The 15180-nt window shown below is 58.3% G+C and carries 11 protein-coding genes; 5 read left to right on the top strand and 6 right to left on the bottom strand.

What is annotated here, in order from left to right:
* Positions 1-3 precede the first annotated feature (3 nt).
* The 4 genes from ASD52_RS10420 (at position 4) to ASD52_RS10435 (ending at position 5715) form a co-directional block, all read left to right on the top strand.
* The gene (locus ASD52_RS10420) at positions 4-690 is read left to right on the top strand and encodes an HAD family hydrolase (protein WP_063991829.1); all 687 of its coding nucleotides are present in this window, start codon (positions 4-6) and stop codon (positions 688-690) included.
* A gap of 406 nt (positions 691-1096) precedes the next feature.
* Positions 1097-3232, top strand: a complete 2136-nt coding sequence (locus ASD52_RS10425; RefSeq protein WP_082555561.1) for a nucleoside-diphosphate sugar epimerase/dehydratase — start codon at positions 1097-1099, stop codon at positions 3230-3232.
* A gap of 30 nt (positions 3233-3262) precedes the next feature.
* Entirely contained in the window at positions 3263-4462 is a 1200-nt protein-coding gene (locus ASD52_RS10430; protein WP_057224179.1) for a glycosyltransferase, read from the top strand.
* Positions 4423-5715, top strand: coding sequence for a glycosyltransferase family 4 protein (locus ASD52_RS10435; protein WP_244497450.1), 1293 nt, complete (start codon positions 4423-4425; stop codon positions 5713-5715). Before ASD52_RS10430 ends, ASD52_RS10435 begins: the two co-directional genes overlap by 40 nt.
* On the opposite strand, the gene cysQ is transcribed toward ASD52_RS10435, so the two are convergent.
* The 5 genes from cysQ to ASD52_RS10460 form a co-directional block, all read right to left on the bottom strand.
* The gene (cysQ, locus tag ASD52_RS10440) at positions 5670-6473 is read right to left on the bottom strand and encodes a 3'(2'),5'-bisphosphate nucleotidase CysQ (RefSeq protein WP_057220975.1); all 804 of its coding nucleotides are present in this window, start codon (positions 6471-6473) and stop codon (positions 5670-5672) included. The genes ASD52_RS10435 and cysQ overlap by 46 nt on opposite strands.
* Positions 6470-8365 carry a sulfate adenylyltransferase subunit CysN gene (cysN, locus tag ASD52_RS10445; protein WP_057224181.1) on the bottom strand — a complete coding sequence of 632 codons (1896 nt, stop codon included), beginning with the start codon at positions 8363-8365 and terminating at the stop codon, positions 6470-6472. Before cysN ends, cysQ begins: the two co-directional genes overlap by 4 nt.
* Positions 8365-9264 (bottom strand): sulfate adenylyltransferase subunit CysD, encoded by a 900-nt coding sequence (gene cysD / locus ASD52_RS10450; RefSeq protein ID WP_057224183.1) that lies wholly within the window; start codon positions 9262-9264, stop codon positions 8365-8367. The genes cysN and cysD overlap by 1 nt, the downstream gene beginning before the upstream one ends.
* Positions 9265-9437: 173 nt before the next feature.
* Positions 9438-10400: a class I SAM-dependent methyltransferase gene (locus ASD52_RS10455; protein WP_057224185.1), complete on the bottom strand. Its 963-nt coding sequence runs from the start codon at positions 10398-10400 to the stop codon at positions 9438-9440.
* 92 nt (positions 10401-10492) lie between these two features.
* Positions 10493-11821, bottom strand: coding sequence for an O-antigen ligase family protein (locus ASD52_RS10460; protein ID WP_082571783.1), 1329 nt, complete (start codon positions 11819-11821; stop codon positions 10493-10495).
* A gap of 209 nt (positions 11822-12030) precedes the next feature.
* On the opposite strand from ASD52_RS10460, the gene ASD52_RS10465 reads away from it, so the two are divergent.
* Positions 12031-14304: an exopolysaccharide transport family protein gene (locus ASD52_RS10465; protein ID WP_057224188.1), complete on the top strand. Its 2274-nt coding sequence runs from the start codon at positions 12031-12033 to the stop codon at positions 14302-14304.
* Between the two features lie 16 nt (positions 14305-14320).
* Here the strand turns inward: ASD52_RS10465 and ASD52_RS10470 are convergent, their stop codons facing one another.
* Positions 14321-15175, bottom strand: coding sequence for a sulfotransferase (locus ASD52_RS10470; RefSeq protein ID WP_057224190.1), 855 nt, complete (start codon positions 15173-15175; stop codon positions 14321-14323).
* Positions 15176-15180 lie beyond the last annotated feature (5 nt).

Raw genomic sequence — 15180 nt, forward strand, 5'->3', positions numbered from 1 at the left:
CAAATGCGCTCCTTTGCTCGCGGGATCATCTTTGATCTCGATGACACACTCTATTTAGAGCGCGACTTCGTCTTCAGCGGCTTTGCGGCTGTCGGCGCATGGTGGCAGCAAAGAACCGGACAGACCGATTTTGCTGTGCGGTGTGCCCGTCTTTTCGCGGCGGGAGTCAGGGGCCAGGTTTTCGATCTTGCGCTTGCGGAAACGGAGGGCGAGGTCGACCCTTCTCTGATAGAGCAACTGGTGACGATTTACCGGCACCATCAGCCATCAATCTCACTTGCCCCCGACGCGGCGCGTTTTTTGTTCGATCGCCCGAACGATGACTTCATCGGCATCATCACCGATGGACCAGTCTCCACCCAGCGTTCGAAAATCAAAGCCCTTGGACTCGAGCATAAAGCTGACCTCGTCCTCTTTACGGATGCCTGGGGCATGTCTTATCGCAAGCCACACCCAAGAGCATTCGAAGCTGTCGAGACTGCGTCGCATCTAACGGCAGCGCAACTCACCTATGTTGCCGACAATGCCATCAAGGATTTTGTCACGCCCCGAACAAGGGGCTGGCAGACCGTTCAAATCCTGCGCGACGATCGCATCCACCGGTGCGACGCGCCGACGCCGATGCACCACGCACAATCACGAATCGTTACATTCGACGAACTCGAGTTAGCGCTCGACCGCTGTCCTTAATCCCCTCACTTGTCGCAATTCGGCACTTGCGTACCTAAATGCTTGATCTTTATGGACGTCTGCCTGCGCCATCAAAACCCATCGATCTTGTAGATTACGTTTATCGCCCCAAAGGATTAATCCTTCAAAATTAGTTTACTTTCCGAAATCAAAGTGGTCTCTAGAGTTCAATGCAAATAGGGAAAAGGTAAAACACGCTCCGACACCGAACAGGTCGAGAGCGTATATCTTTTTTATGCTATGGAATTGACGGAACTCCACCAGAAGTAACGCATATACTTTCGGTCGTATTACTCGCCCGGCCCATTCTGGCCACCGGTTAGCGAAGCCATGTCGAAGGAGGGGCGTTATGTTTCGCATTCCGACCGCCTTTAAGGCGTTTTACGGTGCGTGGGCATTTCGTGTAATGAATCATCGAGCCATCGCAGACAGCGCAGCGTTCCCGGCAACTGCCCGGGACGCCGCGATCACACTTGCGCAGCTTGGCGTCAGGAAACTCAAATCGGCCGCTCGTGGCGCACGAAAGAACGCTGCTCTCTATGCGGTGGATTTGGCATCCGCTGCGATCGCGCTTTTCCTCGCACTATTCCTGCGGTATGGGCCTGGAGGCCTGAGCGATCGCCCCGATACGATGCAGATCCTGGCTTGGTCGTCTGCCCAGTATTTGGCGGTCTGCGCGGCCATGTTCCCGCTCTCGGGTCTCTACAGTCGAAACTGGAAATACGGGTCAATCAGCGACCTCGTGATTATCATCCGCGCGGTGGTCCTGACCTCGCTCGTGCTCATCGCCCTTTTGTTCTTTTCGACACGCCTCACCGATATGCCGCGAACTGTCGTGCCGCTGCAATCGCTGCTTTTGATTGCCTTCCTTGCGACCTCCCGCTTAAGCTTCCGCGCAGACGAATTCCTGCCTTCCAAAAACAAGCGTTCGGAAAAGGCCGACGCCGATGGCCATCGCCACCGCGTTCCCCTGCTTCTGGTTGGAGCCGGCAACGCCGCGGATCTCTATCTACGCGCTTTGTTTCGCGATCCGGCGGCGCCCTATGTGCCGGTCGCCTGTCTCGACACGAGTGAATCTCAAGTTGGCCTGATGCTGCATGGGGTACCGATCGCAGGCAGGCTCGAGGATCTGGAACAGGTCGTCGCCGATCTCAGGGCCGAGGGCAAGCAACCCTGCCATATCGTTTTCACCGAACCCCTGTCGTCCTTCGATGAGACGGCTTCGGGCGAGTTACTCCAAGCCGCCGAACGCCTTGGGATCGCAGTCTCGCGGCTGCAAAGCGCTACGGAGTTCAAGCAGACCAGCAACGAGAACCCATACGAGCTCCGATCGATCGAAATGACAGACCTGCTCGAACGGCCGCAGGCCGCCCTCGACAAGGACGCCATCAGGCGCTTGATTGCCGGCCGGCGAGTTCTTATCACTGGGGCAGGCGGGTCGATCGGCAGCGAACTTACCCGCCAGATCGCCGCTTGCGGCCCGGCTGAGATCGTCCTGGTCGACAATACCGAATTCAATCTCTATTCGATCGACCTGTGCCTAAAGGAAGAGTTTCCGGAGATCCGCCATTCGAACTGCCTTGGCAGCGTTCGGCGCAGCCAGAGGGTCAATGAGATCTTCGAAGCGCACTTGCCGGAACTGGTCTTCCACGCCGCCGCGCTCAAACATGTGCCCATGGTTCAGATCAATCCCTGCGAAGGCGTCCTGACCAATGTCATCGGCACCATGAACGTCGCGAACGCAGCCAAGCGGTTCGGTGCACTCGCCATGGTGCAGGTGTCTACCGACAAGGTGGTGAACTCCTCCAGCATAATGGGCATGACGAAACGGCTTGCCGAACTCTATTGCCAGGCGCTCGATCTCGATGGTGTCACAAGCGGGCAGGGACCCCGCTTCATGACCGTTCGCTTCGGCAACGTGCTTGGATCAAGCGGATCCCTTATCCCGCTCTTTAAGCATCAGTTGGCCAAGGGCGGTCCGTTGACGGTCACGGACGCGAGAATGACGCGTTTCTTCATGACCATCCGAGAGGCCGTCGAGCTGACGCTTCAGGCATCGGCTTACGGTTTTCAGAAGCAGATAGGCCAAGGCGAAATCTTCGTTCTCGACATGGGCGAGCCTGTGAAGATCATTGACATCGCTCGACGCATGATCCGTCTGGCGGGCTTCGTGCCGGACAAGGACATCATGATCGAGATCGTTGGATCCCGACCGGGCGAAAAGCTGTTCGAGGAACTGTTCGATCCGACCGATAAGCGCATCCAGTCGGCCATCCCCGGCGTGCTTGGAGCGGTCCCTCAACCCGTGCCCTCTTCGGTGTTGAAGAGCGCATTCAATCGTATGCAGCGCGATGCCGAACGATGTGACGAGAGTTCTGTTCTGGCAGCGATCGCGCAATTGTTGCCGAATGCGGAAATCCCCCAAGACATGATTTCCGCAGCAAGGGCGGCTCGTCGATCGACCGGTCGCAGTGTTGGCGTTATCGCGCTCGGCAAAAAGACGGCGGTGCGGCCGCAGACCACCAGCAGGCCGCGTCAGTAGGTATTGGTGTACGCAAGGAAGGAGCATGGCATGGCAGGGATCCCCGTACTTCATTGCATCACGGGGCTGAATGTCGGCGGTGCGGAATACATGCTCGCGCGCTTTGGCGCAAAGCTCGCTCAAACGCATTACGACCCTTCCGTGCTGTCGCTGATGTCGCCCGGCCCGATCGCGCGCGATTTGCAAGCGGCCAACATCGATGTCGCGACACTCCAAATGAACCAGTCTCGACCAGGCCCTCGTGCCTTGGTCAGACTGCGTGCGATCGTGAGATCGTCTCGCCCGAGCCTGCTTCACGGATGGATGTATCACGGCAATGTCGCAGCATCGCTCGGAGCGCTGCTCGGCGAGCGACAGCCCACCATATGGAGCATTCACCACTCCATCGCCAACCTCGCCTCAGAGAAACTGCTGACACGTGCCGTTATCCGGCTGAGCGCTTCCCTTTCCCATCGCACAAGCGCAATTTCCTACTGTTCGCGGGTGTCGGCCGACCAGCACGAAGCGCTGGGTTTCGATCCGGACAAGCGGCGTATCATTCCAAACGGTGTCGATTGCGATCAGTTTCGCCCACGGCCCGACGCGCGACGGTATCTCTGCGACGCGCTCTCAGTGCCCACTGAGCGCTTTCTTGTCGGAAATGTCGCGCGCGCACATCCGATGAAGGACCATGGCACCTTCGTGCGTGCAATCGCCACGCTTCGCAGCCTGGGGCTTGATGCTCACGGGATCCTGATCGGCGACGGCCACGAAAATGGGATCGTCCGACATTTGGCGGCCGAACTCGGCATAACACCGATGATCACCGTCTCAAACGCACGTGCGGACATTGACCGCCTGATGCCGGGCCTCGACCTATTCATGCTGTCGTCGGCTTGGGGGGAAGCATTTCCACTGGTCGTGGCTGAAGCAATGGCCAGTGGCGTGCCGGCGATCGCCACCGATGTCGGAGACTGCGCATGGCTGCTAGGAGACCGGCAGATGGTCGTTGAACCGGAAAACGCAGATGGCCTTGCAAAACTTGCCGCGTCGATCCTCTGCCTGTCGCAAAGCGCCCGGCGGCAACTGGGAGAACGCGCGCGTAGGCGCGTCGTCGAGCGGTTCTCGCTGAGATCCTACGTCGACAGCCACCTCGCGCTCTACGACGAGATCCTCGACCAGCAAGCCACCAATGCGGCGCGGCAAATTGGGTGGCAGGCACCGGTCAACGCAGCCCGTCGTATGCGGTAGCGGCCATGAAGGCATCAAAAACCGTTCCCAGCAAAACGGAAGCACCCCGCACCAGGATAGTCCTGATTGCGAGCTTGACGTCGTCGCTAACGAACTTTCGTCGCGAATTGATCAAGGATCTTGTCAAGGCAGGGTTTGATGTCGATGCCATGGCCCCTGACCATGATCCGATCGTGGAAGAAGAACTGGATACGCTTGGTGTGCGTTTCATCCGAATTCCCATGTCGAGGGCCGGGCTGAACCCCTTTGCTGACCTTGTGACGCTCGCCGCACTGGTCCGTCACTTCCTGAAAGAACGTCCGGCGGCGATCCTGCCCTATACGATGAAGCCGATCATCTACGGCGGCATTGCCGCGCGGCTCTGCGCGGTGCCCCATAGGTTCTTTCTCGTCACCGGACTCGGCCATATGTTCGCTGTCGAGCCTGACGAAAGCGCCGTTCGCCGATCGCTGCGCTCGATTTGCGTCGGGCTCTACCGATGCGCGATGAAGAAGGCACGGGCCGTCTTCGTATATAACGAAGCGGATCTTGCCGACATCAGAGAGCGCCGGCTGGTCGACGACCCCTCTATTGTCTCGACAGTGCCGGGGTCGGGCGTCGATCTTGATTACTACCACGCATCGACGCCACCGCTTAAGCCGACGGTTTTTCTTCTGATCGCCCGGCTCCTGCGCGACAAGGGGGTCCCGGAATATGTCGCTGCGGCGCGGACAATTCGCGCGCGCCATCCCGACGCCATCTTCCAACTGCTGGGGCACTATGATCCCAACCCGACGGCGATTAGCCAAGGAGAAGTCGCTGGATGGGTGCAGGAAGGTGTGGTGCAGTATCTTGGAACCACCCGCGATGTGCGTCCGTACCTTGCGGCGTGCAGTGTGTTCGTGCTCCCCTCCTACTACCGGGAAGGCATCCCCAGAAGCATTCTGGAGGCGATGGCGACCGGACGCGCAATCATCACGACGGATCTACCCGGCTGCAGGCAAACGGTGGACCCAGGTGTCAACGGCGTTTTGATCGAACCTCGCAGCGTCTCGTCGCTTGTTGAAGCGATGGAAGGCTTCATTGAGAAGCGTTCCGCGATTACCGCCATGGGGCGCGCTTCGCGCCGGATGGCGGAAGAACGGTTCGACGTCAGGCTGGTAAACCGCCTGCTTCTTGCGCGTATGCAAATAGACGACAAAGCGACGACCGCATGCACCGACGACAGTCAGCACCAACCCTCAGGCGGGGCTGCGGCCCAGGCGACGAAGTGAGGGTTGGCGAAGTCGCAATCGCTCACCTGCCGGCACTTGCCATACCTCAGGACCGAGCCGTCCAGGCGCAGCACCGTTCCGCCGGCAGCAGCCAATACCGCATCACCGGCGGCAGTATCCCACTCCATCGTCCGGCCAAAACGCGGATAGACATCCGCCCGCCCCTCGGCCAGCAGGCAGAATTTTAGGGATGAACCAACCGAGGTACACTCCTGGACATGGTGCCGGGCAAGGAATCTCTCGGTTTCCGCGCAGGAATGGCTGCGGCTCGCGACCGCGATGATCGCGGTTTCACGACCGCGCGCGCGGATCTCCCGTCGCTCGCACACGCGACCGAAGCGATCGATCTCCAGGCGCTGCGCGATGCCACCGGCCGCAACATAGGCTCGTCGCAAGGCCGGGGCATACACGATACCGGCAATCGGCTTGCCGTTCTCGATAAGGGCAATGTTCACAGTGAAATCGTCTCGGCGAGCAATGAACTCTTTGGTGCCATCGAGTGGGTCGACCAGATAGAAGGTGCCTTCCTCAACGGAGGGAGCACAGCCCGCAGCTGCCGCCTCCTCCCCGACGATGGGGGTGCCGGGCGAAACTTTGGCGAGACGTTCGAATATCACCGCCTCGGCTCTGAGATCGGCTTCGGTAACGGGCGATCCATCGGCCTTCGCAACGGCGTCAGCGCCGGCATGATAGACATCGAGAACGGCGATGCCCGCAGCCAGTGCCGTCTCCTCGAAAAGTTCGGACAACGCGTTCATTGCAACTGTCGCCGTGCGAGAAAATCTTCGATCTGGAGGGCGAGATCCGTCGGCTCGCTGTCGATAGTCGAAAGGCGCAGCTCCGGATGCTCCGGCTCTTCATAGGGTGACGAGATGCCCGTGAAATTGGCGATCTTGCCGGCACGGGCTTTTTCATAAAGCCCCTTGGGATCGCGGCGAGCGCATTCCTCGATCGGCGTATCCACGAAAATCTCGATGAATTCACCTTCGGCCATCAGTTCGCGTGCCATGCGCCGCTCGTCGCGGAACGGCGAGATGAAGGAAACCAGAACGATCAGGCCGGCATCCGCCATCAATTTTGCCACCTCGGCCACGCGCCGGATGTTTTCCACCCGATCCTCGTCAGTAAAGCCCAAATCCCTGTTCAGGCCGTGTCTGACATTGTCGCCGTCGAGAAGATAGGTATGCCTGCCATGGGCATTGAGGATCCGTTCGAGCGCGTTGGCGATCGTCGATTTGCCAGAGCCGGAAAGCCCCGTGAACCACAGGACGGCAGGTGTCTGCTGTTTCTGCGCACTTCGCGCCTGCTTGTTGACGTCCATGGCGTGCCAGTGGACGTTGGCCGCGCGCCTCAGTGGAAAATCGATCATGCCGGCGCCAACGGTGTCGTTGGTCAGGCGGTCGACGATGACGAAATTGCCGGTTGCTTTGTTGTCCTTGTAGGCGTCGAAGGCGATCGGAGCCTGCGTCGAGATATTGCAGACGCCGATCTCGTTCATCGTCAGCGACTTGGCTGCCTCCCGGGCAAAGCTGTTGACGTTCACGCGATGCTTGAGCTTGGTGATCGTCGCGTTGACGCTGTCGGTTTCGGTCCTCAGGATATAGCTGCGGCCCGGAAGCAAAGGGTTGGCGTCGAACCAGATAACATGAGCTTGCAACTGATCGGCGACGAAAGGCCGAGCTGATGGCGACGTCAGCATGTTGCCGCGGGAGGCATCGACCTCATCTCTAAGAACCAGGGTAACGGCCTGGCCGGCCTCGGCGCTTGCGACTTCTCCGTCATAGGTCACGATGGACTTGATCGCCGTTTTTTGTCCAGACTTGGCGACCGTGACCGGATCACCGACGGCTATCCGGCCGGACGCAATCTCGCCGGCATAGCCGCGAAACCCGGCATTGGGCCGATTGACCCATTGTATTGGAAAGCGGAACGGGCGCTCGGCGACCTCTTTGCCGACATCGACGGTTTCGAGATATTCGAGCAGGCTCGGCCCCTGGTACCATGGCGTGTGCATTGACCGGGAGGTGACGTTGTCGCCATAACGCGCTGATACGGGAATGGCCTGCACGGTTTCAAAACCGAGCGTCAGCACGAATTTGCGATAGTGGGTCTGTAGCGCTTCAAATATGCTCGAGCGATAGCCGACGAGATCGATCTTGTTCACCGCAACGACCACGTGGCGAATGCCAAGAAGCGAGGCGAGGTAGGTGTGGCGGCAGGTCTGCGGCAGCATGCCGTGCTGGCTGTCGACCAAGATAATCGCCAGATCCGCCGTCGATGCGCCGGTCACCATATTGCGTGTATATTCCTCGTGGCCGGGCGTGTCGGCGACGACAAACTTGCGCCTGGCGGTCGAGAAGTAACGGTAGGCGACATCTATGGTGATGCCCTGTTCTCGTTCCGCCTCAAGCCCGTCCAGCAGCAGCGAGTAATCGAGGTGATCGACCTTTCCCTGCCGTTCGCTCTCCCGTCCCAGGTCCGCGACCTGATCCTCCAGGATCAAGCCGCCGTCATAGAGCAACCTGCCGATCAAGGTGGATTTTCCGTCGTCGACCGATCCGCAGGTGATGAAGCGAAGAAGCGACTTGCTACCTTCGACATCAAGGAGCCCCGCCACTTCAGGCGAAAATACCGAAGGTTGACCGTGCATCAGAAGTATCCTTCCCGCTTCTTCCTTTCCATGCCGGACGCTTCGTCGCGATCGACAAGCCGGTTGCGCCGCTCCGAGGAGCGGCTGAAGACCATCTCCTCGATGATCTCGGGAACAGTCGTTGCCGTGGACGGGATGGCGCCGGTGAGGGGATAGCACCCCAAGGTGCGGAAACGCACTTGGCGCTGACGGACGATCTCGCCCGGCTGCAGCGGCATGCGGTTATCATCAACCATGATCAACATGCCGTCCCGTTCGACGACCGGACGTTCGGCGGCGAAATAAAGCGGGACCACCGCGATGCTTTCCTGCAGGACATATTGCCAGACATCCAGTTCAGTCCAGTTCGAGAGCGGGAAGACCCGCATGGTTTCTCCCGGCGTGAGCCTGGTATTGAAGGTCTTCCACATCTCCGGTCTCTGTCGCTTGGGATCCCAAGCCTGACCGGCAGTGCGCAAGGAAAAGATCCGTTCCTTCGCCCTCGATTTTTCCTCATCGCGCCTCGCGCCCGCGATCGCCACGTCGAAGCGATGTTTCTCCAGCGCCTGGCGCAATGCCACCGTCTTCATGAGGTGGGTGTGGACGTTCGAACCGTGCTCGAAAGGACTAATGCCTTGAGCGACACCATCTTCGTTGATGTGAACGATAAGCCTGAGATCGTTGTCTCGTGCGACTTGGTCCCTGAAGGCGATCATCTCCTTGAACTTCCAGGTCGTATCGACGTGAAGCAGCGGAAACGGTGGTTTTGCAGGAAAGAATGCCTTCATCGCCAAATGAAGCAGCACGCTTGAATCCTTGCCGACGGAATAAAGCAGCACTGGGTTGGCGGATGTTGCCGCGACCTCCCTCATGGTGTGGATGGCTTCGGCCTCAAGGCGGGCAAGATGCGAAAGAGCCATGCGACAACCCCTTTGTGTCGCGTTGCGAAATCGACCGGCGCAAATCAATTGTCGTCGGGAAAGCGGCACAGCGGCTTCCCGAAACAGGTTTCGTAAATGATGCTCGAATTTAAGGTCCGCGCCGCCCCGGTGGCAATTAGCGAGAACGGGTTAGCCTAAAAGGGTAGGTCGGGTCAGGCGTGTCGCCCCTGCGCCCCCTGGTAGTGGGCGATAATGGCCTTCGGGGAAATCGGCGCCTGCGCTTTCCGACCATAAAAATACACGCCGCTTGCGCCATCCTCCGCAAAGCGTGCGGGAATGATCGCATCCAGATATTGCGTCCAGAAGAAGGCGAGCTTTGCAAGCTTGCCCAGCATCACCGACCGAAAGACACTGCGAACGAGATAGTCGACTGACCACATGAACTGCGTGCCGGGGCCACCATTGGCCCCAGATGAAATCGTCTCGAACCAGCGGAACAGATATCGATGGCCGCTTTCGCTGAACCGGGTGAAATCGAATGCTCCCTCGTGCACCTGCTGCATGAAGGGCGTTTCAGCGTAGACGAGCCCCTTGTCGCTCAGGACGCGCCAGATCTCGGACACGACCTGGGCAGGCTGGAGGACGTGCTCAAGAACGGCCTGGATGACCACTGCGTCGAAAAAGTCGTCCGGCAAGGGAATCTGATGGGCGTCGGCTATGAACTGGGTGAGGGGGGATGCATAGACGTCGAAGGAGTAGACGCTGATCTCCGGATGCTCATAGAGGGGTTCCATTCCTTGGCCAATACTCCCGCCGCCGATGACAAGAAGCTTGGCCGGGCGGGCCGCGGTCGTCTGCAGGTCATCAACCAATCGACTGACGTTGGAAACAGTACTCTTTTTTGTCGGCGAGAGCAGTTTCTTGAAGAACCTCGTCAAGCGACCGTATTGTTTGCGCTCGATGGGGCTTGCCGCCTTCGAGCGTAGGAAATCGCCTTCGCTAAACACGGATTCCGAAAAATCGATCATAACCGGCTTGCCGTCGACCAGGCGATAGGACATCTCGGGGTTCTCGACACAGACCGGTTTCAGCACATCGGGTGAAACGCGCGCCAGTTTCGAACCGGTGCGCGGGCAACGCAATGCTTCAAGGCATTCTTCCACTTCGACCAGCATCACTTATCCTCGCCCTCAGCAACTGGAACCGCATCTGACAGTTTGCGTTGCGACAGAAACTTGCGTTCCTTCAAACAGTTTCCGCGCACGAACTAGCGAATAGGACCTAACCCTGACCTAGGGCGTCCGGCCCGCAATATTCGCGCAGGCGGTAGCGCTCCATTGCCGATGCTCCTTTTCTCCAGAGCGCGACAATAGCTTGTTGCCAGTCCTAGCGTAAGGATTATTGGGACAGTCCAGAACCGCCCATAAAGGTGAGGAAACGCATTAGCCATCAACGCGAACATAGACACGCTGACAAGCGCGCAGGCAGCGTAAGCTGCACCTCCCGGCACGCGATACGTCCGCACAATCGGGAGAAACGTGGCAGCAATCATAACACCAAAACCTATGGCGGCCATGATTCCGCCTTCGGTCGACAACAAAAGATACAGGTTGTGCACGGGCTGCCTGATGGCGCTGGTGACTTGGTATTGATCGGCGCCGACACCGATCCACAATGTGTCCTGCACTCGACCAAGGGCCTCATGCATCAATTCGACGCGATGGTCGAAGGTTCCAGCCTGGCTTAGATCGCCCGTTTCCAAGGCGCCGAGCACGCGTTTTTGAAAGACCGCCGGCAGGTAGTCGCGGCCGGAGTGCACAATCCAAATGGCAAAGGGTGTCAAACAGGCAAGGCCGACCACGACATACTTCCAGCTGCCGCTCAGGACCATGAACCCGAGGAAAGTGAACGCAAAGCCGGCAAGACCGGTATTCGAACCCGTCAGCAAGATGCCATAGGCCATGGTTGCCCCAATGACGATCGCATAGACTTTGCCGACTTTTCCCTTGGAAGCCAGCAACATAAGCATCGGCATCGCGAGCGCGATTACGGCCGCGCATTCGTTCTCTCTTTCGACAAATCCCGTCAAGCGACCATTGCCGCTTACGAAAGCGGTGTTCTTCTGGCCATCGATATGGATCAGGTAAATCCCATGCAAGCACATGAGGAAGATCGACGCTACGTAGACCTTGGCAAAGGTCCACATGGTGCCCAGATCGCGCCCGCAAACAACAAGGGCAACAACCAGATAGGCGAACAGATACTGTCCGACGATGACGATGCCGCGTATCGGGGCGGTGGACAGAAGGCTGCTGATCATCAGCCCGGAGCACAGCAACAGCAGACCGCAAAGCCACACAGTCGCCGATGCCCGCCCCCACAGCCGTAGCGGCAACCCACCGGTAAGCGCACGCAGCCCAAGAGCCGCGCAAAACAACAAGTCGCTCAAGGTGAAATAGAACATGTTCGTGCGCAAGAAATTCACCGCCGAAAGGAAAACGGCGCACACGGCACAGGCGAATTCAATTCTTTGCCAAAAGGTGTGTCGGTCGGAGGAGATCGGCTGAACACCGGACGTTCGTGTCATGTGCGTCATTGACGTCGACCACAACCATTGGGAAATGAGTTCGTTATTCTACAGGCCACATATTTGCACACATGCTTGAAATGAATCCGCTAAAATTCCCTTTGACATTGTTCCCAAACTGCTCCCAAGTAAATAGGCGAATGTGAAGCCTAATATCACTTGTTGACCGACCGACGTGGACGCAAATGGCTCCAACGGAGGACTCGGGATAGGCCATCATGCTGTTATATGACCGAGAGTACGAAGCCGATGAGAAGGGTGGGCGCCGATTTGGACCAGTACCGCCGGTCTCGCGCGACACCTCGTCCTATGAACTTGCGGATATCGTCGACTTCTTCCGGCGCCACGCCAAGCTCATCTTGATTACAGCCCTGACGGGCACCCTGCTCGCTACCATTATTACCCTGTCGCTCACCAAGATCTATACGGCCTCCTCGACGCTCGTCTTCGACCGCAACGATATCCGGCCGTACGAAGCCGTCATCGAATTGCAAAAACAGGAACGTGACAAGTCCGCGATGGAGACCGAAATGGATCTCATCAAATCTCGCGAATTCCTCGGCTTTGTGGTTGACGACTTGAATTTGATGGAAGACCCATACTTCAATGCCAGATTGTCAGCAGACACTCAGCAAGACGCATCGTCGTTTTGGGGATGGCGGTGGTCTCCACGCAAAGCGCAGGCAGGACCGCGGCGCGTGACGGCGGGCCAGAATGTTCATCGGCCCACTACCCTCGACCCAGTCAACCGTGATCGGGTCATCACAAAACTCGCCGCTGCCATCTCTGCCGATCGCAAGGGCGAAAGCCTTGCGATGACAATTTACGTTCAGCATCCCTTGGCGCTTTATGCAGCCGAGATCGCCAATGGCGTAGCAGCGGACTACGTGGTTTGGTCAACCCAGATGAAAGAACTTGCAGCGCATGCGACTGTCGATACCCTTCGCACCCAGGCCAAAGATCTAGTGCAGTCGATAGCCAAGAAGGAACGCGAGATCGCCGACTTCACGATGCGCAGCGACCTGACATTCGATCCACGCGACGATGTTCTGCGTGCCCGCACCGAACAGCTCAATCAGCAGTTCATTCTGGCGAGGGTCGACGAAGCCGGCGCATGGGCGAAGTATAATGAGGCCAAGAACATTCTTTCAAAGACCGGCATCGACTCCGCCGGCCGCGTTATGACGTCGGACCTGCTCGGCTCGCTGCGAACCGAACAAGGAAGGCTGGAACGCGGCCGGGCCCAACTTGCCTCGAAATTTGGCAAGAACCACCCCCAGGTAGTCGAGGTCGATGCGGAATTGGCGTCGAATCGCCAAGTGATCGAAGGTGAAATCAATCGCATCCTCCAGGAACTGGAAAACGATGCGAAAGTCGCAACCGTCAGGGTGCAGAAATTCCAGGAGGAAGTCGGTCGGCTGCAGAAACAAATGCAGGACCGAAATCTCGATGAAATTCGCCGTCGTGAATTGGAGCGTGACCTGCTGACCGAGCAGAAGCGCTATGATGCAGTGGTCCTGAGACTCGGCACGCTCGATCCGGAGAAGGATGAGATCAAGGCCACGGCCCGCATTGCGTCGTTCGCCGAAGTTCCGATCGATCCGTCGTTTCCCAAGCCCGGCTTACTCATTCCCATTGGCGGCTTGGCTTCGCTACTGCTGGGCATGGTTGGCGCGATGGCGGTCGAGGCGGCGGACGGACGCGTTCGGACGGCCCGCACGCTCGAAGCGATCGTCAACCAGCCGAACTATCTCTCCATCCCCGATCTAACGGCGACGTTGAAACCGGATCAAACGCTATATCGCTCCATTCTCGCCGACCCACGCTCACCATTCGCACGCTCAATGCGCTCTCTATGTCTCGGCTGGAAGAGCCAGGACGCATCCAAAGTCGTGATGTTCTGCTCTCCTTCAGCCAATGAAGGCAAGACAACTTGTGCCGTGGGCATGGCCACCGTTGCCGCTCTGAACGGTTTGCGTTCCGTTATCCTGGACATGGACCCCGGCCCTACGGGGGCGACCACGATGATCGGAGCGCCGCAAAGGCCATTCAATCTCGATCTTGTGGCCGATGGCGCCACCGATCTGACCTCAATTAGCGCGCAAGCACCTGACTTTCCTTTTGTTCACGTTCTCACCTCGCGTCTGACGCTCCAGGATCAGGAGCGTATTTTTGGAGAACTGCGCAGGCACTTCGATCTTATCATCGTCGATACGCCTGCGGCCGATAATGATGACGACGCGATCTGGCTCGCAAGCCATGTCGATGCGGTGTTTGTGGTTGCCGCTGCGGAGCGGACCTACGAGAAGAACCTCCTTGACCTTGTCGAGCGACTAACGACAAGCCGCGCGAGGATCATCGGGAGCATCCTAAATTTTGCCGGCATCTATCGGCCAAAGCCGATGTGGAAATCGCCGCGTGACTGGCTCCGGAACAGGTTTGACTCATGGAGGAGAACGGATAACTTGGGATTGCAGGTACGGCGCTCCTAACCCGAGTTCGAGCCGTCTACACCGATCGGCGCTTGATATCTTCCATGGGGGCTTTCAACCAGTCGCCCAAGTCGCGGCCAAGCAAACCTGCAAGGCGGTCGGTCTCGTCCTCATAGTAACCGATCATCCGCGAGGTCAATTCCTTGTTGAGCGGTACATACTTGAACTCTGCCGAGATCATTGATCTCAAAAATTCGAAGCCTTTCGTGTCACGCAAGGGCGCAACGATCGGCTTAAGTGGCTTGAGTATCTGCCGTAATCTGGCGTCCACCAGAGGTTTGGTCTTGTCCTTTACCCTCTGAGCGACTGGCTCAAAAGCGGGGTTTCCGTCAAGGCCGAGAAAGTGCCGCAGGTCCTGAACCTGCCCGGCGGCATCCCTCTTGAGGTCTTCGTAAAACAGAACGAGCAGCCTTTCCCGAGGGAAGAACTCGAGAAACCGGCGCAACTGCCGGAAATACAACCCACCCTCGAGGAACCTGCCGCCCGCACCCTGGCGCGGATCGAGATAGCGCTCGATGTCGCCAGTCGCCTCGCCGCGGCGATGGAGCATGCAGTAGTCAGAATAGGCCCGCTCGACGGGATTTCTCAGCTGTGCCACCAGCAAGACGTGCGGCAGACTGTGGTGGATACGCGCCGCGGCGGCAGGGGTATCAAGGTAGGAGTTCGACTTTTCACCGATGATAAGGCCCTCGCTGGCCGGCTTGAAGTTCTCCAGATACCAACGATCTCCGCGATCGTGGTAGCGACTGAAATAATGGATCTCCGGATCCGGCATATGGACACGTGGATCCAATTGCAGCGATTGTTGCAACCAGGTGGTGGCGCTCTTCGTTGCGCCAATGATCAGGAAGTTGATATCGCCCATTTCCATCGTCT

This window comes from Ensifer sp. Root142, assembly GCF_001426785.1.
GTDB lineage: Bacteria > Pseudomonadota > Alphaproteobacteria > Rhizobiales > Rhizobiaceae > Ensifer > Ensifer canadensis.

Coding starts and splice junctions, on each gene's coding strand:
- ASD52_RS10430 (WP_057224179.1), top strand. CDS start 3,263: ATGGCAGGGATCCCCGTACTTCATTGCATCACGGGGCTGAATGTCGGC.
- ASD52_RS10465 (WP_057224188.1), top strand. CDS start 12,031: ATGCTGTTATATGACCGAGAGTACGAAGCCGATGAGAAGGGTGGGCGC.
- ASD52_RS10455 (WP_057224185.1), bottom strand. CDS start 10,400: ATGCTGGTCGAAGTGGAAGAATGCCTTGAAGCATTGCGTTGCCCGCGC.
- ASD52_RS10420 (WP_063991829.1), top strand. CDS start 4: ATGCGCTCCTTTGCTCGCGGGATCATCTTTGATCTCGATGACACACTC.
- cysD (WP_057224183.1), bottom strand. CDS start 9,264: ATGGCTCTTTCGCATCTTGCCCGCCTTGAGGCCGAAGCCATCCACACC.
- ASD52_RS10425 (WP_082555561.1), top strand. CDS start 1,097: ATGAATCATCGAGCCATCGCAGACAGCGCAGCGTTCCCGGCAACTGCC.
- ASD52_RS10470 (WP_057224190.1), bottom strand. CDS start 15,175: ATGGAAATGGGCGATATCAACTTCCTGATCATTGGCGCAACGAAGAGC.
- cysN (WP_057224181.1), bottom strand. CDS start 8,365: ATGCACGGTCAACCTTCGGTATTTTCGCCTGAAGTGGCGGGGCTCCTT.
- cysQ (WP_057220975.1), bottom strand. CDS start 6,473: ATGAACGCGTTGTCCGAACTTTTCGAGGAGACGGCACTGGCTGCGGGC.
- ASD52_RS10460 (WP_082571783.1), bottom strand. CDS start 11,821: ATGACGCACATGACACGAACGTCCGGTGTTCAGCCGATCTCCTCCGAC.